The sequence below is a fragment of the Deltaproteobacteria bacterium genome (assembly GCA_019309045.1).
GTDB lineage: Bacteria > Desulfobacterota > Syntrophobacteria > BM002 > BM002 > JAFDGZ01.
Map to the genome: position 1 here is coordinate 48,328 of JAFDGZ010000007.1, position 20,142 is coordinate 68,469.

At 52.3% G+C, this 20,142-nt stretch carries 19 protein-coding genes; 9 read left to right on the forward strand and 10 right to left on the reverse strand.

Features of this window, described 5'->3' with window-relative positions:
- Positions 1 to 82: 82 nt before the first annotated feature.
- The 5 genes from JRI89_02840 to JRI89_02860 form a co-directional block, all read right to left on the reverse strand.
- Positions 83 to 280: a twin-arginine translocase TatA/TatE family subunit gene (locus JRI89_02840; GenBank protein ID MBW2070170.1), complete on the reverse strand. Its 198-nt coding sequence runs from the start codon at positions 278 to 280 to the stop codon at positions 83 to 85.
- Between the two features lie 111 nt (positions 281 to 391).
- Positions 392 to 781 (reverse strand): hypothetical protein, encoded by a 390-nt coding sequence (locus JRI89_02845; GenBank protein ID MBW2070171.1) that lies wholly within the window; start codon positions 779 to 781, stop codon positions 392 to 394.
- A gap of 60 nt (positions 782 to 841) precedes the next feature.
- Positions 842 to 2,170 carry a glutamyl-tRNA reductase gene (locus JRI89_02850; protein MBW2070172.1) on the reverse strand — a complete coding sequence of 443 codons (1,329 nt, stop codon included), beginning with the start codon at positions 2,168 to 2,170 and terminating at the stop codon, positions 842 to 844.
- A gap of 45 nt (positions 2,171 to 2,215) precedes the next feature.
- Positions 2,216 to 3,046 carry a c-type cytochrome biogenesis protein CcsB gene (ccsB, locus tag JRI89_02855; GenBank protein ID MBW2070173.1) on the reverse strand — a complete coding sequence of 277 codons (831 nt, stop codon included), beginning with the start codon at positions 3,044 to 3,046 and terminating at the stop codon, positions 2,216 to 2,218.
- A complete protein-coding gene (locus JRI89_02860) occupies positions 3,043 to 3,705 on the reverse strand; it encodes a bifunctional precorrin-2 dehydrogenase/sirohydrochlorin ferrochelatase (GenBank protein ID MBW2070174.1) in 663 nt (220 codons plus the stop codon). The genes ccsB and JRI89_02860 overlap by 4 nt, the downstream gene beginning before the upstream one ends.
- A 140-nt stretch (positions 3,706 to 3,845) precedes the next feature.
- Here JRI89_02860 and JRI89_02865 point away from each other — a divergent pair, with 140 nt between their 5' ends.
- From JRI89_02865 to JRI89_02900, 8 genes are all read left to right on the forward strand, one after another.
- Positions 3,846 to 4,610: a 1-acyl-sn-glycerol-3-phosphate acyltransferase gene (locus tag JRI89_02865; protein MBW2070175.1), complete on the forward strand. Its 765-nt coding sequence runs from the start codon at positions 3,846 to 3,848 to the stop codon at positions 4,608 to 4,610.
- 241 nt (positions 4,611 to 4,851) lie between these two features.
- On the forward strand, positions 4,852 to 7,020 hold the full coding sequence (locus JRI89_02870) for a DNA translocase FtsK (protein MBW2070176.1): 2,169 nt from the start codon (positions 4,852 to 4,854) through the stop codon (positions 7,018 to 7,020).
- 42 nt (positions 7,021 to 7,062) lie between these two features.
- Positions 7,063 to 7,767 carry an outer membrane lipoprotein carrier protein LolA gene (locus JRI89_02875; protein MBW2070177.1) on the forward strand — a complete coding sequence of 235 codons (705 nt, stop codon included), beginning with the start codon at positions 7,063 to 7,065 and terminating at the stop codon, positions 7,765 to 7,767.
- A gap of 286 nt (positions 7,768 to 8,053) precedes the next feature.
- A complete protein-coding gene (locus JRI89_02880) occupies positions 8,054 to 8,482 on the forward strand; it encodes a hypothetical protein (GenBank protein ID MBW2070178.1) in 429 nt (142 codons plus the stop codon).
- Between the two features lie 593 nt (positions 8,483 to 9,075).
- A complete protein-coding gene (locus tag JRI89_02885) occupies positions 9,076 to 10,026 on the forward strand; it encodes an MBL fold metallo-hydrolase (GenBank protein MBW2070179.1) in 951 nt (316 codons plus the stop codon).
- Positions 10,027 to 10,030: 4 nt separating this feature from the next.
- Positions 10,031 to 10,846 carry a peptidoglycan editing factor PgeF gene (gene pgeF / locus JRI89_02890; protein MBW2070180.1) on the forward strand — a complete coding sequence of 272 codons (816 nt, stop codon included), beginning with the start codon at positions 10,031 to 10,033 and terminating at the stop codon, positions 10,844 to 10,846.
- A 53-nt stretch (positions 10,847 to 10,899) separates the two neighbouring features.
- Entirely contained in the window at positions 10,900 to 11,706 is an 807-nt protein-coding gene (locus JRI89_02895; GenBank protein MBW2070181.1) for a dihydroorotate dehydrogenase electron transfer subunit, read from the forward strand.
- Between the two features lie 140 nt (positions 11,707 to 11,846).
- Positions 11,847 to 12,782, forward strand: a complete 936-nt coding sequence (locus tag JRI89_02900) for a dihydroorotate dehydrogenase (GenBank protein ID MBW2070182.1) — start codon at positions 11,847 to 11,849, stop codon at positions 12,780 to 12,782.
- On the opposite strand, the gene selB is transcribed toward JRI89_02900, so the two are convergent.
- The 4 genes from selB to JRI89_02920 form a co-directional block, all read right to left on the reverse strand.
- On the reverse strand, positions 12,779 to 14,704 hold the full coding sequence (gene selB / locus JRI89_02905) for a selenocysteine-specific translation elongation factor (protein ID MBW2070183.1): 1,926 nt from the start codon (positions 14,702 to 14,704) through the stop codon (positions 12,779 to 12,781). The genes JRI89_02900 and selB overlap by 4 nt on opposite strands.
- Positions 14,705 to 14,744: 40 nt before the next feature.
- Positions 14,745 to 15,185 carry a PaaI family thioesterase gene (locus JRI89_02910; protein MBW2070184.1) on the reverse strand — a complete coding sequence of 147 codons (441 nt, stop codon included), beginning with the start codon at positions 15,183 to 15,185 and terminating at the stop codon, positions 14,745 to 14,747.
- A 133-nt stretch (positions 15,186 to 15,318) separates the two neighbouring features.
- Entirely contained in the window at positions 15,319 to 16,101 is a 783-nt protein-coding gene (locus JRI89_02915) for a hypothetical protein (protein MBW2070185.1), read from the reverse strand.
- Positions 16,102 to 16,320: 219 nt separating this feature from the next.
- Positions 16,321 to 17,757, reverse strand: coding sequence for a DEAD/DEAH box helicase family protein (locus JRI89_02920; GenBank protein MBW2070186.1), 1,437 nt, complete (start codon positions 17,755 to 17,757; stop codon positions 16,321 to 16,323).
- 730 nt (positions 17,758 to 18,487) lie between these two features.
- On the opposite strand from JRI89_02920, the gene JRI89_02925 reads away from it, so the two are divergent.
- Positions 18,488 to 18,817, forward strand: a complete 330-nt coding sequence (locus JRI89_02925) for a hypothetical protein (GenBank protein ID MBW2070187.1) — start codon at positions 18,488 to 18,490, stop codon at positions 18,815 to 18,817.
- A gap of 37 nt (positions 18,818 to 18,854) precedes the next feature.
- On the opposite strand, the gene JRI89_02930 is transcribed toward JRI89_02925, so the two are convergent.
- On the reverse strand, positions 18,855 to 20,060 hold the full coding sequence (locus JRI89_02930) for an MltA domain-containing protein (GenBank protein MBW2070188.1): 1,206 nt from the start codon (positions 20,058 to 20,060) through the stop codon (positions 18,855 to 18,857).
- Positions 20,061 to 20,142 lie beyond the last annotated feature (82 nt).

Here is a 20,142-nt window from a genome sequence, read left to right on the forward strand (position 1 = left end):
TATTATTGTTGGTCAATCCTGGAGTAAAGCGGTGAGTAGTGCCTGGCTATAGAAAATTTTCCGGGCAGTATGCCTATTAGCCTTAACTTTCTTGCTTCTCTTCGATTTTCTTCTTCTCCTGATCAGTTTCCAGCTCGTCGGCTTCGTCAGAAGTAGCCTTCTTGAAGTTCCTGATTCCTTTGCCGAGTCCTGAACCTATTTCCGGCAGCTTGCCCGCACCAAAAATAATCAGGATAATTACCAGAATCACCAGCAATTCCGGCATGCCTATTCCAAACATAACTTTCACCTCGCATGACCTTGAGGTCTTTAGGCCAACGCCCGCAACACCACCAACCAAAAGATCTCGTTGCTGCCACGTGTCATCGTCAGAAAAACTGGCGGCAGGCTGCTAGCACAACTCGTCGAATTCTTCTAACAGCTTGAGAAATTCCTCGGAAGAGCGGTATCGATCAAGTGCCTGCTGATGCTCCAGCCATGTTCGCCAGACAGCCATCCAGGCATCATTGTACCAGTAGTTCCCGCTTGTCGGCTTGCCATCGCTCCTCTTGAGATAAATCTCATACTCCTGTCGGCAGCCCGAGCACAGGGGATATGGGCACTGGTTTGCTGTCTTGCTGCCGAATTCCTCTATCTGCACTCCGCACCGTGCACATCTCATGGCGCAACGCGAACAATGTAGCACCCTCCTGAGCACCTCTATCTTCTCTTGGCGGCCGGTTCTATCGTCCCCACTCATGGAGTGCTGACGTCTCTTTTCCAGATCTATGATCTCCGCCACTCCTGTCCTCCATATGTGTTGAAAACCATGGTGCACGCCAATGTCATTGTTGATTTCACCCTAGCACAGCGTTTTCTCCGAATCAAGAGAGACTTCATCCTCTTCGAAGGAGGCCGACAGGTCACCGTCGAGGTTGAATATTTTGCGCGCCATATCAATATAGATATCCTTGTGCGTTCGGTGGCTGGTTCGCTTCAGAAACAAAATAGGATCATGAAGTACCTTGTTGACGATAGCCCGCGTAAGGACTTCGAGAGAATTAATCTGCTCCTGGGACAGGGCGCCAAAGTGATGCAGGGTTTTCTGGAGTTCGCACTCCCTGATCTGTTCAGCTTTATTTCTCAGCGACACTATAGTCGGCACCACTTCGAGAGTTCGCAGCCACCCTTCGAATTTCAACGCTTCCGCGGCAATGATGTGCTCGGCCCTGCCCGCTTCTTTCAAGCGGTCAGCTTTGTTCAGCTCCACTATGCCCTGTAAATCATCAATATTGTAGAGATAGACATTGTCAAGATCGTTTATCGCTGGGTCAATGTCTCTTGGCACCGCAATATCTATGAAAAACAACGGTCGGTTGCGCCGCCCCCTCATCCTGCTCTTTACTTGTTCTGCGGTAAGAATGGGCTCCAGAGAGCCAGTAGAGCTGATAATTATATCTACCCGCTGCAGTTGCTCGACCACTTCCTCGAGTGCCACAGTGGTTCCGCCAAATCTCCGGGCTAGAGCTAATGCTCTTTCCAGAGTGCGGTTGGCCACCACCACCTGTTCTACTCCATTGGTGAGCAGGTGTTCTGCCGCCAGTTCCGCCATCTCGCCTGCACCAATGAGCAAGACCTTCTTGCCGGCAAGCTCATTGAATATCTTCTTGGCAAGTTCCACCGCAGCGTAACTTATGGAGACCGCACTCCTGCCTATCCTGGTCTCAGTACGCACCTGCTTCGCCACCGAAAAAGACTTGTGAAGGAGCCGGTTGAGGATAACGCCCGTTGTCTTGGCTGTCACCGCTTCCCTGTATGCCTGTTTCACCTGCCCCAGAATCTGCGGTTCTCCCACCACCATGGAATCGAGGCTGCATGTTACCCGGAAAAGGTGCTTCACCGCTTCCTGGTCTATGTAAGTGTAGAGATACGGCTTGAGAGCGCCACTGGTCTGACCATAAATATCTGCCAGCAAACCCACCACCGCTGCTGTGCCTTGATCAAAATTAGGAGTTGTAAAGAGCACTTCCATTCGGTTGCAGGTGGAAAGGTAAAAGGCCTCTTTGATCTGAGGCAGTCTGGCCAGTCCCTGGAGAGGAGTCTGGCGGTCCAGACAGACAGCGGCGAATTTTTCCCTGATTTCTACAGGTGCCGTTGTGTGATTCAAGCCTATGAGAACGATCCGATCCATAACAATTCCATTATTGCCAGGGGAAGCCAGCCATAATTCCTTGACTCAGTCCACCAGAAAACTGTGATGGCTCTTGAGGCCGAGATTTGCCCCTACAAATGTTATCAGAATGGCGCTAAAGCCGACAATAGCCATAATGGCGGCTCTTCTGCCGCGCCAGCCCACAGCCAGACGTTCATGGAGGAGTACTGCATAGATGAGCCAGGTAATAACCGAGAGAATTTCCTTCGGGTCCCAGTTCCAGTAAGAACGCCAGACCGCTCCGGCATAGACGAATCCAGAGATGAGACCGATCGTTATCAGAGGAAACCCCAAGGTAACGCAGACGTGGTTCAAAGAATCGAGCAGCTGCAAAGAGGGAAGGCGACGGTAGAGCAGGCCAAATCTTTTTTTCTTTATCTGGTGTTCTTGCAGCAGGTACATGATGCCGCCGCAGAATGCCAGGGCAAATATGGCATTGCCCACAAACATGGCACTGATGTGCAGAGTCAACCAGAAACTTTTCAATAATTTACCGCTTGCCACAATGTGCGTGGGAAGAGCGGAGCCTATCAATAGAAAGATCACCGCCAGAGGCGAGACAAAACTACCCAAGATCATAATAGAAAAGCGCAATTGAAAGAGAAGATAACTGCCGACAATCGCCCAGGAAAACAGGGAAAATGTTTGTTGGAGCGTGCTCACCGGCATAAGACCTGTTTGACTTACGGTCAGAAACAATTCAATAGAATGAACTGCAAATCCAAGCAGCAGAAATATCGTCGCAGCCCGGTGCACCGTGGTCAGCGGTCTGACCACGTAAATGAGATAGCCCACAGTGCCTATTGCATAAAGAAGAACAGCAAGAAAAGTCAGGAGGATCACCGAGTTCGTCACCAGTCAATCTCCAGCTCTTTGAGCGAGTATTGCTCTCCCAGGATTGATCTGAGCAGGGCATCGACGCTGCGCCATTCTTTGCGTTTGACAAGCTGCAGGAGTTCAGAGTTCACAAGGTCTTCAAAAGTCTTCTTGTTGGCGGCCGAATCGCTGCTGACAGCAAGCAGCTTCTGCCTGACCGCTCCCATCAGTTCCAGAAAGAAGCCATATTCCTCACCGAATTTCTCCTCGAGTTCCAGGCGGATCTTGCGAGCCAGCGCAGGGCTCTGGCCTGCCGTAGACACAGCCAAAGTCAGAGAGCCTCTTTGCACGAAAGCAGGAAGTATAAAGCTGCAATGTTCAGGAAGGTCCACCACATTGCAGAGAACTCCTCGCTGTTCTGCATCGCGTGCTATTCTCTTGTTGAGATTGTTGTCATTGGTTGCTGCAATGACAAGCAGGCAACCCTGCAAATGGTGGGACTCGTAGCGGCTGCCCAGAAGCTTCACCTCACCATTGCGTACTCTCTGCTCGAGTTCGGGAACGAGCTCCGCAGATATCAGGCTGACCCTGGCACCGGCATCCACCAGGGTCTGCACTTTTCTCGCCCCCACCTGTCCGCCACCTACTACCAAACACGAACGGTTCTCTACTCTGAGAAAAACTGGATAATAGCGCACCCTTCCGCCTCTTTCGCAAGTCATTTCAGACTAGCAATTCTATGGCGGCAAATCAAGGAAAGAATCAGAGTTTACCTTGACTGACAACCTTGTTGCCTCTAAAATAGCATCTCGATTTTTTCCTAAACTTCAGGTAACGAATGCTGCGAACTCTTCTTTTTTACATCTCACTGATAGTGCTCACCCCAAGTTTGAGTCTCATCACTATTCCCATTGCCTTTGTGACCAAAAGTGGCCGAATACCCCATCTCATTGCCAGATTCTGGAGCCGCTGTCTCCTCCTGGCCAGCGGCATACGGCTAGAAGTCGAGGGGCTGGAAAACATTGATCCGCAGCAATCTTATGTATTTGCAGCGAATCATCAGAGTCAATTTGACATTTTCGCCCTGCTGGTCTCCTTGCCGGTGCAATTCAGATGGCTTGCCAAGGCAGAGCTGTTCCGCATCCCGATCTTTGGCAGCGCCATGAAGGGAGCAGGCTACATACCAATCGACCGCAGTGACCGCAAGGCCGCTTTCAAGAGTATTGATGTTGCGGCAGCTCAGGTGCGCCGCGGAACTTCCATTGTGATATTCCCGGAGGGCACGCGGAGCGTGGACGGTAAGCTCAGGTCCTTCAAGAAGGGGGGATTTTTCCTGGCAATCAAATCGAAGCGTCCCATCGTACCCATCAGTATAAGCGGCAGCCACAAGATACTGGCCAAGGGCAGTTTTCGGGTCCACAGCGGCACCATTACCATCAAAATAGGCAAACCTATTGCCACCGCATCTCTCAACCCGCAGGACAGGGAATGGCTCATACCAGAGATCCGCCGGCGCATCCAGGAAAATCTTCCGCTAGATGAACAGGGAGAGCCAGAACCACCAGTCGAAGTGCAACCAGAAGCAGCCCCAGAGACCACATGAAGGCAGGAAAAAACGAAGCTAGGAGCGACAAGAACCATACTTTTCGGCGGTTTCGTCGAGATCGGCATGATTATAATGATCTTGAAGTTGACACCCCCTGCCGCCTTTAGTATGTAGGAAAGCCACAGGGCAGTGTTCTTTCCAAAAACATGTATGGCCTGAGGTTCCTGTCCAGACTACTGTCTGGCATCCAGCAAATCTTGCCCGGAACAGGGCGGCAGCGCCTGCATGGAGTGTGGCCATGAAGAAGCAAGATTCAGGTGTTCGACGGGTGGGCAAAGAAATTGCCGCCCTCTGCCTGTTGGCTCTCGCCCTGTTGTTTATTCTGAGTCTAGTAAGCTACGACAGCGGCGACCCCACTTTGCTTACCAGCTCCGGCAACCAGCAAGCGGTGCACAACAGCGTGGGTATTGTCGGAGCCAATCTGGCAGCTCTGCTCCTGGTGGCAGTGGGGATCAGCGCTTACTGGCTGCCATTGTTTCTAGTGCTGGCGGCCATAGGACTGCTGCGCAAACAACCATGGTCGCATCCCATACTTTTCACCGTAGGCAGCCTGCTTCTCATTATCGGTACCAGCGGTTTGGCGGCGCTCCATTGGCCAGTGTTGCGGCTCTGGCATGAGGTATTGCCAGGAAGCGGCGGCATGGTTGGCTTGCTGCTCAAGTCTTCTCTGCTCTATTATTTCAAACCGGCAGGCGCTTATCTTCTGTTGTGTTTTCTGGTGGCGGCATCCCTGCTCATGGTTACTTCTCTGTCTTTGAGGCGGCTGGGTCAGTTGTCGCTGGCCGCTCTCCAGGCTGCCACAAGCCTGTTGAGAACTGCCTCGAAAAGGCCTAGAGCACAGCGAAAGCGGCCACGAGCACCCAAGCGAGAACCCGCCATTGTCAAAGTAGAAGACAAGCCTAAACCTGTTGAACCACCGCAGCAGGAACAGTTCAACTTTATGGCCGAACAGGGCGAGTTCCGACTTCCCAGCATTGCCCTATTGGACAAGATTGACGAAGAAGCTGTAACACCGGACCACGGCAGCCTCTTGATGAACTCCAGGATACTGGAAAAGAAACTCTCAGACTTCGGTGTAGATGGCAAAGTAACGGAGGTCTGTCCGGGTCCGGTAATCACCATGTATGAATTCGAGCCAGCCCCCGGTGTGAAAATCAGCAAAATAGTGGGGCTCTCCGATGACCTGGCAATGGCCCTGCGGGCACCGAGCATCCGTGTCGTTGCCCCCATCCCGGGAAAAGGCACTCTCGGCATAGAGATCCCCAATCTGAGCAGGGTGCCGGTGAGCATTCGTGAGGTTGTGGTAAGCCGCGAATTCAGTGAAGCCAAAGGAAAACTGGTAATAGCCCTTGGCAAAGATATTACCGGCAACCCGGTGGTGACCAATCTGGCCAGGATGCCGCACTTGCTCATTGCCGGCGCCACTGGTACGGGCAAGAGTGTCTGTCTCAATGCCATCATAGTGAGTTTACTCTACAGGGCAACGCCTGACGATGTGCGGCTTCTTCTCATTGATCCAAAGAGGATCGAGCTTTCTTCATACGAGGGTATTCCCCACTTACTCCACCCGGTGGTTACTGATCCCAAGAAGGCAAACATTGCTCTCAAGTGGGCTGTGGGCGAAATGGAAAGGCGCTACGAACTGCTCAAGCTCAAAGGAGTGCGCAGTATCCAAAGATACAATCAGCTGGTGGAAAGGGAACAGCGGCGGCGCTACAAAGCCCTGGGGCGAGCGCTGCGCGACCAGCCCGATGAACAGGAGGCTGAAATACTTCCCTATCTGGTCCTCATTATTGATGAGCTCGCCGATCTCATGATGATTGCCTCGCGCGAGGTTGAAGAGTCCATCATTCGCCTGGCCCAGATGGCCCGAGCCGCCGGCATACACCTTATTCTTGCCACCCAACGTCCGTCGGTGGATGTGTTGACGGGAATAATCAAAGCAAATATACCGGCCAGGATTTCTTTCCAGGTTTCCTCTCGCACCGATTCGCGCACCATCCTGGATGCCAATGGCGCCGAATCACTCCTGGGGGCCGGCGATATGCTCTTGCTGCCTCCCGGAACTGCAAAACTGCAGCGTATCCACGGAGCCTATGTGTCTGAGCCCGAGGTGAGGAGGATTACTGACTTCTTGCGAAAACAACGGAAGCCTGACTACGATGATTCTATTCTGGAATATCGAGAAGATTATCAAAATGGACCAGAGGAAGAGGACCGTGATGAGAAATATGAAGAGGCAGTGCAGCTGGTTTTAAAAACCCGGCAGGCCTCCATCTCTATGATCCAGAGGCGTTTGCGAGTTGGCTACAACCGGGCCGCCCGCATGATCGAAATGATGGAGCGAGAAGGACTGGTATCCCCCCCAGACGGCAGTAAACCCCGCGAAGTCTTGCCACCGGGTTGATCTGCTTTGCCACAGCCTTGTTCTACGCATGGGATTCGACAAATGAAGTGTACAAAGAGCTCCACTTCAGCCAACTTTCTCTGGGGCATTGTTCTATGGCTGCTTTTCTTTTTGTTGCCCAGTGGGTCTGTAGCAGCCAGATCGGCCGCCGAAATCGTCGCTGCTGTTCAGAGCCGATACCAGAGCATTGCCTCCCTGCAAGCCGATTTTGTCCAGGAGACCAGATCGAGCGCCACCAGCCTGGGCACTACGGCACGAGGGCGATTCTATTTCATGAAGCCTCGGTCGATGCGCTGGCAATACCAGGAACCGGAACAGTGGTTTCTGGTGGTGGGTGACCATACCTGGCATTATGTTCCCGAAGACGGCTCCATCTATGAGCGCCTTATTCGTTCTCCTGTGCTGCTCAACTTCTTTTCCGGCTTCGACAAAGTGGCTGAGACCTTTCACATATCGCTGCTCCCTCAGGCAAGCAACGGCAACTACTATGTGCTGGAACTGCGGCCATCCAGAAAAGATCTTCCGGTATCGCTGGTGAAAACCTGGATCGACCCCAACTCCTACTTGATCATGCGGATACATACAGAGGACCATCTGGGAAACAACAATGATATGACTTTCAGCAACATCAAATTGAACAACCTCACCGACCCCTCTCTATTCACTCTGCGTATTCCCCCTGGAGTCCAACTTGTACACGAAGAAGCTGGACCTAGTCCAGAAAAGAAGGCCCTTCCCGACAACTGAGAATGTGCTGAACTATTTGTTGCACAACCTTGAATAGCTCCACATCAGCCGACAGCCCAGACTGCAGTGTTTACAGGACCAGGCCAGTTCAGTCCTCTTCAACTTGACAGTCTGTTCGCCAGGGCCTAGAATTGAAAGCAGATCGGCAACGTAGATTTTGTTGTACTCTCCTGACTCTGGCTGGTGGCAAACTCCTGATGCGTCTGCCTGAGAGAACCTGGATCTCCGAGTAGCTCCAGGCTGGTGTGTAGGAGTTTGCCATAGTCAGGACGGAAGGCAATTACGGATGGACACAGAAAAATTCTTGCAGAAGGTGGCTGAATGGCTTTCAGACCCCAAGCGGCGTGAGTTGCTGGGAAATATTTTCTACCTTGCCCTTCCCTTGCTCTTTATTCTATTCATACGCAAACGCAAGCGTCCTGCGGCAGGCAAACCAGAAGCAGCCGTATTGAAACCGAAGATTCGGCCCCTAGGAGAATCTGCCAGTTTCACCCCAGAAACTCTCAAGGAAACAATGGCCAGAGAACGGAAAAAAATTGATCGAGAATTGCAAGAACTATTTGGCCGCAAGGAGCGCCTCCTGAAGAAGGCAAGGGACGATCAGGCAGTCCGTAGTCGCAGCACGCAAAGGGTTCCTCCAAAACAACCCCCCAGAGCACAGGGGCAGGAATTATTCGGTGAAGAACTGCTCAGATTTCTTGGCCGGCGTAAATAACAAACATGAACTGATTAATTTGAACATCTTTCCCTGGAGCGGCCGAATGCCCGGCCACTCCATACCCTGAGCCACGGGCACAGAACCACAACAGCTGCTGACTCTCCTGGCCAGCGTCTGCGAAAGGGCCTCGAGCTCCTGCCAATCCGCCGACAAGTCCCCCCCAGGGACCAGAGCATCTCCGGATTCAACACTGGTTGACAATTTACTGTTTGCCTCTCTGGTAGCTGTGTACAGCCTTGGCGCCCCAGCCTGGTGCTCCAACCGGTAGACAATTACTGCCATAGCAGACTTTGCTCATTGCCGTCAAAACAGAAGCCTGGGGATCGAAAGAGACATACTGGCAATCTTCGGGTGGATGACAGCTTGAGGCAAAGATGCTGCTGGTACTATTTTGCCAGTCTGTCTAATGAAATATTGATTGGACATTCTTGAGGCCTTTTTTCAATGGGATGCCAGCATAACAGCGACGAACTCGGCAACTTGTTGGCAAGTTTTTTTAAATTGATTCAAAAAAAAGATATGTGTTAAACTACCACGGTTTTTAATTGTGAAGTGCGGCAGCAAGGTTCCTTGTTGTTTGCGGAGCGCAGATGAGAGTGAAATTCTGGGGAGTTCGCGGGTCTATCCCAGCTCCCATCCAACCACAAGATATCGAAGACAAGATTATCAGGGCATTGGTGGGCGCCAAAGATATGTCGCTGTCGAGCCACGAGGAAGTGGTCCGCTATGTGCAGAATCTGCCCTACCTCCAGCGCAGCACCACCGGAGGCAACACCTCCTGTGTGGAGGTAACAGGGGATCATTCGGAAATTATCCTCGATGCCGGCTCCGGCATCCGCCAGCTGGGAATGGAGCTGATGCGAGGCCCCTGCGGTCAAGGCAGAGGAGTCATTCACCTGCTCATGAGCCATACCCACTGGGACCATATTATGGGATTTCCCTTTTTTATGCCTGCTTATATCCCGGGTAATCGGATTATTATTTATGCTCGCCATCCTCAAATCGAAGAACGCTTCCGCAACCAACACCACCCCAACCATTTCCCGGTGGCTCTAGAAACCATGTCAGCACACATTGAGTTCGTTTCCTTGAAAAGCGACTCTCTGTTCACCAATGGCGAGTTTAACATCTCCACCATAGCTCTGCGGCATCCAGGCGGCTCGTACGCCTACAAGATCGAAAAAGATGGACGTGCTTTCATCTATGCCACTGACGGGGAATACAAGGATTTGTCCGAAGCAAAACTGCAGCGGTACCTAGAATTCTTTGCCAAGGGCCAGGCACTCGTATTTGATGCCCAGTTTACCCTGGAAGATGCCACGGAAAAGGAAGGCTGGGGACACAGTTCTTCATTTGTCGGTGTTGATATCGCTTTGCGGGCGGCTATAAAAGAGCTGATCCTTTTTCATCACGAACCCTCGTATAATGATGACAAACTGCAGGAGATCTATGACAAGACGCTCCATTACTATCAAAAGGTTCGCCAGGGTCGTACCCTGAACATCATCATGGCCAGAGAGGGCCTGGAGCTAACGATTTAACACGATGGGAGCAGCCATCCATAGCAGTCTCCCCAGTGTTGCTGCTTTGAAGCGCTGCAGCTGCAACGGGATCCCCTTTTATCGGTTTCGTCAACTCGCCGAGTGTGAAGCCGCAGGCCACGCCATTTTTACCAGGCTGGGTGGCGTTAGCCCTCCCCCATTTGATTCTCTGAACGTTGGCTACAACACTGGTGACAAGGCGGCCAATGTCCGGCAGAATCTGGCTAGAATCACCATGGTTACCGGGAGCTCCAGACTCCTTTTTTCTCGCCAGGTCCACGGCAGCAACATAATGATCGTCAATATGAGCCCTCAGATCGATCCCGAGCTGCCTTCTCCCTACCATGGTTATGACGGCTTCATTTGCCCTCTGCCGAATGTGGTTCTGCTGGTGAAAATAGCTGACTGCCAGGCTGTCTTGCTTTTCGATCGACAACAGCGCGTGGCGGCGCTGCTGCATGTTGGCTGGCGCGGCAACGTGGACAACATTGCTGCCAAAGCAGTCCATTTGATGGTACATCATTATCACAGCCGGCCGCAGGAGATTCTGGCGGCTATCGGCCCTTCTCTGGGACCTTGTTGTGCCGAATTTCGCCAGTGGCGAGACTATTTTCCAGGGCACTTCAGGGAGTTCGAGACAGAAGAAAACCACTTCGACCTCTGGGCCCTGAGCCGTCAGCAGTTGCTGGATGCTGGTCTGGTGGCCGAACATATTGAAATCGCCGGCCTCTGTACAAAGTGTCATACTGACATCTTCTTCTCCTACCGGGGCGAGGGAGAAACCGGCCGTTTTGCTGCTGCCTTGTGGACATGCGGTTAGCCGAATTGTGGCATGGCTGCTGCTTGCAAGGCAGCCAGAAGGATGAGCGTTCATTGCTCCTGAAAAACGCACCAGTACTTTTCAATGAGCAGGTGGCAGCGAATCTGTATCATGTGGGATTCGAGTGCCCTGACATTGCCCGCCGTGTTCAGCCCGGTCAGTTTCTCATGATCCGGGTGGCCAGGGAATTCGACCCTTTGTTGCGGCGGCCGTTTGCTGTGCATCGACTCGAATCCGCCTGCATTGAAATTCTCTACCGCGTTGTAGGCCGTGGCACCTCAATTCTTGCCGGGCTTACGCCTGGAGACAGTATCAACATTCTAGGGCCGCTGGGACGCGGCTTCCGCCTCCCATCCGGCGGAGGTCCCATTCTTCTTGTGGCCGGCGGCATAGGCATAGCTCCCCTGCCCTTTCTCGCAGAGATTCTGCTAGCTGCCGGGAACACCGGGCCGCATTATCTCTTGTTCGGAGCAGGCAAGGCTGAAGAACTCGTATGCGTGGACCACCTGGAGGATCTGGGATTTGTCACTACTGTGGTCACTGAAGACGGCAGTTCGGGAGAGAAGGGTCTGGTGACTGATCATCTGGAGAGATGGCTCGATGGACAGCAGCAGCTGCCCGTATTGATTTACTCCTGCGGACCCTATGCCATGCAAAGAAAAGTGGCGCACTGCGCCCTTCGCTTCGGCATACCCTGCCAGCTGTCTATGGAGGCCCTGATGGCCTGCGGCGTAGGTGCTTGTTTGGGCTGTTCTCTCCGCTGCAAACCACCTGCGTCTGAAACTGAACCTTACTATGCCAATGTCTGTCAACATGGTCCTGTATTCACAGCAGAAGAGATTATCTGGGAGCAATGTTGACAAGAAGCTGCAACTCTGACGTCTCTGGCTCACCATGGTAGTTATCGGCTATGGCTGGGTGGAGCGCAAGCAAGAATCAGCAGCAGAGGAGTATGTAGGTGACTGGCCCCACCTCTGAGACGAAGCCGCAATATTCGCCCTTGAACCGGCAGGGGTTGGCAGTACAACTGGGCCCTTTGCAGTTGAAAAATCCTGTCATGGTGGCCTCGGGCACTTTCGGCTATGGTCAGGAATATGTCGATATGGTCCGGCCAGACCTTCTGGGAGCGCTTGTGGTCAAGGGCATCTCCCTGGAACCACGCCCGGGCAATCCACCGCCGAGAATCTGGGAAACCTATGGTGGTATGCTCAATGCCATCGGCCTGCAAAATGTGGGGGCTCGGGTCTTTGTCGAGGAGAAGCTCCCCTGGTTGAAGACTTTTGCAGTGCCTGTGATCGTCAACATCTTTGGCAACACCCTCGAGGAGTACAGAAGCCTGGCAGCAATGCTGGACGGCTGCCCGGGCATCGCCGCACTGGAAATCAACATCTCCTGTCCCAACGTCAAGGCGGGCGGCATGGTCTTTGGCACCGACCCCCACATGGTATCCCAGGTTGTGGCTATGGTAAGGTCAGCAACTGCCCTGCCTATCATTACCAAACTCACCCCAAATGTCACTGATATCACAGTTACTGCCCGGGCTGCAGAGCAGGCTGGCTCAGACGCCCTGTCTTTGATAAACACCATCTCCGGCATGGCCGTGAATGTGGAGACCAGGAGACCGAGGTTGGCTAATGTGGTGGGCGGCCTGTCCGGGCCGGCAATAAAACCAATAGCTCTCAGACTGGTCTGGCAGGTAGTGCAAGCGGTCAGCATTCCTGTGATAGGTCTCGGCGGCATCTCGTCCACCGAGGATGCTCTCGAGTTTCTCATTGCTGGCGCCCGGGCCATTCAGGTGGGTACAGCAAACTTCGTCAATCCCCGCATCACCCTCGAGATTATTGAGGGATTGCAGACCTATCTCCAGCGGCATGGTTTCAGTCACATCAATGAAGTAATCGGTTCACTGCAACTCTCTGAGTCCAGCACAGACTAGCCAGCTCTCCTTTTCTCCCGCAACCGACGAATATCGCCAACCCTGATGGTAAAACGAGTGGCATCCAGATATTCCAGCAGAGGGATGGTGTACTTCCTGCTCGTCTCGGTAAGCTTCTTGAACTGCGGTGTGGTAATTTCTGCGTGACTCTCGAAAAATTGCAACAATCTTGTCTTGAGATCCTTTAATGGTTCATGGTGAAAAAACATATCATTTTTTATCTTTACCAGAATACCCTGTTCGAGCATCCAGGCAAGAACCTGGGAGGCCTGTTCGACCGGCACTCCCAGTCTCTCTGTTACCTCACGAAAAAAAGGCGGCTGCAAACCAGCCTGACGATAGATATCTTCAATTTTTCCCCGGATATCTTCTTGATCTTTGCCCAGGGAAACCTGATGGGAGCTGAGACGGACCACCTCTTTTTCCTGCACTATCTCTCCCCGGCTGACCAGTCTCTGGATGAGCTCATTGAAAAGCTTGGCATCCACGCCTTTTGGCATGCGAGCAAACAACTCTTCTTTGTTCATACCCGACCGCAAGGGTTCTCTCTTATGAAAACGGTGGAGCTGCTCTTCGAGAAACTGCTTCAATTTGGCCATCACCCTACTGCCCACAACCCGGCGTGCATCTCGATCAAACTGAATTGCTTCCCCTTTGCTGAGAAGCTGCTGCAATGCCTGGTCAAACTCCTTGCGTGGCAGGTTGGTCCTGATGTTGAGCTCCTGCAGCCTGATCCCCTTGTAGCCGGCCTCCTCGAGGTGAAGTCTGAGCATCTTCACGGCGTCTGCCGACTCCAGGGTTTCCAGGGCTTTCAATGTGGCTGGCACCAACCTTTTGCGTTTGACTGGAGCCGGATGTAAGATTTGCCCTCCCCCTATGGTCCTCACTGGGGAATAACTCCGCACTACGAAGCGATCTCCTCTCCGCACTGCCACTGGTTCGTCGAAGCGCATCTGGGCGAAGCCACTGGCTCCGGGAGCCAGCTGTTCATTGTCGAGCAAGATGCAGGTAGCGATCATCTCGCTGGTGCCGGTATGGAAACGCACCTTGGCTCTGTTTTTGAGAACACGCGGGGCGCTCTCCAGATGCTGTAAACGAACGTCAACCATATACGAAGGTATCAGGCTGTCTGGAGTAGCCAGTACGTCCCCACGGCGGACAACAGCCTTTTCTACTCCCTGGAGATTGATGGCAGTTCGTTGGCCACTCACAGCCTCACTAACTTCCTGATTGTGAACCTGAAGTCCCCGTACCTTGGTCTGCAAGCCTTGAGGATAAAGAAGGAGGGTGTCCCCGGTCCTGACCTTGCCCGACACCGCCGTGCCTGTCACCACCGTACCAAATCCTCTCATGGTAAAGACACGATCCACTGCCAGTCTGAAGTCCCCGCCGCTGGAGCGTGCCTCCACTTTCTCACAGAGCTCCTGCAGCTCTTCCACCAGCTGGCTGAGACCTTGGCCGGTGACCGCTGACACAGGTACAATGGCTGCTGAGGCAAGAAATGTTCCCTGCAGAAAATCTCGCAGATCTTCCTGCACGAGTTCCAGCCAATCCGGGTCGTCAACCAGATCGATCTTGGTCAAGATCACCAGGCCCTGCTTCACCTTCAGCAGTTCACAGATCTCTAGATGCTCCCTGGTTTGCGGCATCACACCTTCATCAGCAGCCACCACCAGGGCAACCAGGTCAAGGCCTGTGGCCCCAGCCACCATATGCTTGACGAACTTTTCGTGCCCGGGAACGTCAACGATGCCGATAATCTGCTCGTTGGGAAGTCTCAGATGGGCGAAGCCAAGTTCAATAGTGATGCCCCGCTCTTTTTCCTCTTTCAAGCGGTCTGTATCTATGCCTGTAAGAGCTTTGATCAAAGTGGTTTTGCCGTGATCAATATGTCCAGCAGTGCCAAGAATAATCTGTTTCATCTATTTGTTCCTCTGGTGTAAAAAGCCCTCGTTGCTGCGGCTAAGACCCCTCTCCTTTGCCAAGATCCTGGATCATATAAGTAAAAAGTCCAACAGAGAAAAGCTTCCCGGCTTCAGAACGCAGCTCCACTTGACAGAGAGCGATCTGGCGCCCGCGATGAACAACCTGCCCCTGGGAGATTATCATGCCAGCAGTGGCCGGACGGAGAAAGTTTAGCTTGAATTCAATGGTGGGGATAACAACCCGCAGAGGATCTGCAAGAACTGAATAGAGAGACATACCCCCTGTTACATCAGCAAGAACCGCCAGGACCCCACCCTGAACTACCCCCATGGAGTTCTCGATTTCCTTCCTGTACGGCAGGGCAAGGGTGGCAGTGCCAGGCCGCACAGCTATCATCTCGATGCCCATGAAGGATATAATGGGATTCCGCCTCAGCCTTTCAGAGATTCCCAGACGCTGCTTTTCCGTGATCTGCAACTGTTCTCCCTCTAGCCTGGCAACTTCGCGGCACACATCAGTTCATTGGCTGATCTCGCCGGATTTTCTTCTAGCTCGAGCACTGCACTCCGGATTAGGCTATTGCAAGGGTCCTCCCTTATTCTTCTGCACGTTACAACTCGCCCCTCTGTATCATCCGGGTAATCATTCTAATACGTTTGCGATCCGTATCTCGGCAACCCTTATAACTAAAACCGAAGTCGAGCCCCAGCACCACGAAGTCTTTTTCCCTGCAAAGAAAATCCACGCACACATCTGAAAGTCGAGCTGCTCTGGCAATGGCGCCGGCTGTTTCTATGGCGAACTCCGGAAGTTCAGCCAAACTCAAAGAGGTTCTCTGAACCGGAACTGCTTGTCTGCCCTCAAAATGAACACCTTCTCTATAACCGCATATCACTCGGTAATTGAAGACCTTGATTGCCAACTTCCATTGATACTCGACAAATTCTTGTATATATGCTGGATTATACCGGCTATTATAGGCCGCCAGATCCCTATGATCCTGTACGAGAAATACCTCATTGCGTCTGTTGCTTCCCACAACAGGGCTCTTGGCCACCAGAGGAAAACTGAAATCACTCGAAATGCAACTCTTCTGTTTGTGTCCATAATAGACACGCGTGCGAGGCCGAGGAATGTCCAATAATGTCAATAGAGCTGTTTGTTTCTGTCTGTCACCTAGCAATCTATAGCAAGAGAGAGTCGGAAACATCTCCTTCCTCATGGCGGCAAATATATCAATAAAATGGAGCGCAGGATAGAAGATTATATCGGCTCTGTGGATCAGGTCCAGCTCCTCTTCGCTATAGTCCGACAGCAGAGCCCTCGTTCCCAGGGTAACTATAGCGGCAATCCCCAGCACCTCTTTCTCGATGGCAATGCGCAAACGCTTCAAGAGAGTAGTTCCTCTCGCCTTTTTTGCTTCCGTTTTCCTGGGCCTGCCACTTTGTGAGCACCGCCTCTAGCAGAGCCGGGGGCGGTTCCCGCTAATCTGTCATCTTTAGGTGGGAGTGGTCGTGATGCAGAGTGTGGAAAGGGTACCAGGCTTGCCTCTTTCAGCACAGCAAGTCCTGCGTGCCATTTAGGTTGGCAGTAAATGTGCAGCAACGCTGGCTCAGCCCTCACCGTTTTTCCTGGCACCGGTCAACTCATCTGAAGAGGCACCAGGTCTTGGCAGCCGCAACCCATAAGCATAGCTTCTCATCCGGAAAAAATTATCCAGGATGCCGATCTTGTTGTCCACATAGTCATAGACCCGGGGTAAAGGTTGACCATTTCGGCGACTGAGAACTTGCTGCAAGCGCTCGGTGATCTTTCCCTGAAAACTGAGGGGAGTGGTCAGGAACAGCGCTGCAAAACGCCCCTCGGGAGCAGTTTCCTGCAAGAGGTGACGGGTGGCCAACACAACTCTGGTGTTTTGTGCAGCCAGGGCCTCTGCTAATTGATCTTTACCATCCTGAGCACAAAATGCATCAAATGAAAGACTGGGGATACCTCGCTCTGCAAGGATCTTCGCGAGAACTTCGCCCTGTTTTTCTTCCTCGGTAAGCACCAGGAGAAGATCCTCCCCCTCCCTGCGCAACTCATTTTCCACATCCTCAGCAATGAGCCTGTTTCTTTCGGGATCAGTGGCCAGGGCGTCCATCATGGATGAATAATCCTCTTTTTGCTCGTACGGATAGCTGAAGCCTGTTTCGCGCACGACCACATCCACATGAAAAATTGCCCGGCTCTCTGTAGCCTTACGGCTGTCAATCTGATGGAGAATGTCACCCAGGTAAAAATAGATCAGTCTGGACAGACGGTCCCTTCTGTGAACCGTGCCTGCAAGTCCCATGAGATACCTGCAGTCGAAATTACTCACAACCTGAGTAAAGGTGCGGGAAGGCGTACGATGGCACTCGTCCACCACCAGAAAGCCTACCTGCTGGCGTACTTCCCGCACTCGTCTGTAGAGTGCACTCACATGAGCCACGGTGACGCGCGGGCCTACGTCGAATCTTCCCCCGCCGATTATCCCCACTTCTTCGGGCGGTACATTGAGAAAACGAACGAGTTTTTCTTTCCAATGGTCCAGCAAAGTGACGTTCGGCACCAGGATCATTGTGGGCTGCGAGCGATAACTTATTGTGTAAAGAGCAATAACCGTCTTGCCGCTCTTGGCGTCGCCTACTAGAGTGCCGTGATCCCTCGCGAGCATAGCTTTGAACGCTTTTTGCTGATAATCCTTTAAAATCCCATGAAATTCAAACTTTACTGGCTCGAGAGTGCGCTGTCTGTCCACCAGTCGATATTTCACATTGAAGCGATCGCAGAGCTCTAGCAACTGATGCAAGAATCCACGCGGCAGAAAGTAGTGCCTCCTGTGTTCATAGAGGCACTTGATCTGAGGCGGCACGTTGCCCAACCACTCCCCCCGGCTCTGACGAAATTCATATTCCGGGTTGGTAAACACCAGCCGCTCCATCAACTTGCGTGATATCATGGGCGGCAGCATAGCGCTGGGTATTTTTATGCGCTCAGAGACTATAATATTGACTGTCTTTTGCATAGGCTCACAGCAATCTCAGCTGCTCCATTCTTGTATCTTCTAATACCTTCTTGGCCGGAATCCCGGCCTTATCGGTGTCCTCAAGCATGCCATGGTCTGGTTGCCATAACAACAGACCTTTAAAGTGACCTGAGGTGCTTCCTCGAATCTCACATCTTGCTATGAGGTGCCGCCTGCCGTTTATTCGTCAATGATGTGGCCATAGCAGCATAGATCGATCCCCGGAGAAACAACCACCTCTGTTGTTTCGGAATCCTCTACCGGCGGCAAATTCGTGAATTCAGTCGTGTGGCTACTAATACCTCTGTTGGCCACTGTTCATTGCAAAACGCAGGCCACTTTATTTTATTTTACCCTATTGCCGACAGACCGTCCTCATGAAACAAGTGCATCCAGGTTGAAGTAAAACTTCGCCTCTTGCGAACCTCAGAACTTTAGATTTTTGAGTACATTAGCCGTGTGGCGAATAATCCGAAGGGTAAGATGCGGTCTCGTCAGCACGATCCTGCAGGGAATTATGGCACCGTAACATTGAAAATTCAAGGACAAAAAAACCCAGTCCTTCACCTTTTCGCTGCGGACAACTGTCAGGCGCCTCGAGATATCAAAAAAATTGTTGGTCTTTGCCTGCAAACCTACTAGAATTCCAGCGGACATGGAGGCTGTGATGCTGCAAAGATGGTCTATGGGAAAATGGAGCAGATACTGATGATGAAAGGAGTTCAGTGATATGAAGGACGTGCCGCCAGCAGTTGAGCGTTTGAAAGAACTGGCCGAAAATTACCGGCAGATCCACCAGGCTCTGCAGAAAAGATACAGTGAAGTCGAATCCACAGACGATTTTGTGGCCGAATTGAGATACAGGGAGGCGTCGTTGTTGGACCGTTTTCGTACATTACAACAACAGTTGATTGCTTCGTTGCAAGGGGAGGACCTGGAACAGCTGCTCGACCTTTCCCGGATATTCGATGAAATCCGCGTCATCAACCTCTTTACCATACAGGCCCTCACCCATGCTGACAGGGAGCCACCGGGGACAACTTCCCAGGTGCAGCCATAGCCTCACCGCCAGATCCGGGTGGCGAAGACATAGACGTTCAATTCTTGAGCACCAGAAAATAGAGACTGCCTTCGTGTTTCATGTGACCAGCGGCAATCCGACTCAGTGGACCGTTGCCCCAAAAGAGGTCGACCCTGCCCGGGCCTTTTATAGCGCCGCCCGTGTCCTGGTTTAGTACAAAACGCTCCAGCACTGCCCACTGCCCGATAACCCCATCTGGCGAAAAAAGCGGTTTGCTGGTTTTTATAAACCCCAGTGCACCTCGAGGAAACAGAGAGAAGTCGGTGGCAATCGAGCGCCCTCCGGTGATGGGCACTCCCAGGCTGCCCAGAGGACCTTGTTCTGCCTGCTGAAAAAACACGTAACTGGGATTGTAGTTCAGGATTTCGTCCATTTGTTCTGGATGTTCAGAGAGATAACGGCGTATGGCCTGCATAGACATGGCCTCTTTGGGCACCAGCTGTTTTTCGATCAATAGTTTGCCTATACTGCGGTATGGCTGGCCATTGCTGGCGGCATAATTCAATCTGATGAAGCTGCCATCGAGCAATCTGACTCGCCCGGATCCCTGGATTTGCAGGAAAAACCTTGAGACAGGGTCTGCAACCCAGACAATCTCGAGATCCCTGCCGGCAAGAATTCCTTCGCCGTCAATTTCCTGCCTGCTGTAATAAGGCAAGACTTGATTCTGGGCACAACGTCCCACGAGCTGTATTCCCTGATATTCCCTGCGAAAACGTCCCAGGTCAATGCGGACAAGATCAGCAGGAACGGTATAGATCGGGTAGCGATAGTGATCATCGCAGTTCAGACTTCCCTGGATCGTAGGTTCATAGTATCCGGTGAAGAGCACCCTGTGCTCTGCGCCGCTTCCTGTGGCGCGGTAAGCTTGAAAGTATTTTCGGATCTCTCTTGCCAGTGTCTCCGCTGAATCCGTCTTGTCGAGCAGCATGAGAAATGTCTCCAAAGAACGGTGCATTCTCTGCAGACTCACAGAGTCAGGGCCAAATCTGAAAACGCTGTCCGTCGGCAATCGTGAAAGGTAATCCAGGCTCCTCCTGATGGCCTTTCTCAGAGAGGTATGGTCTAGGTCATCATTTTCAAACTGCAAACCGCCGATTGGAACTCTTTCCAGGGCTTCTACAGGCCTGAACTCCACCCTTGCCTGGCGGCGGACGCAGGTCGTCACTGACAGCAAAACAAAGATAAAGCATATGCCAAGGGCCAAATTGCGCCGTACCATATCAGACTCCTGTTGCAGCCCGAAGGCAAGCAAAGGCAGAGGAACAACATGGTCCCCTGACCAGTTACGAATTATCTCTGGC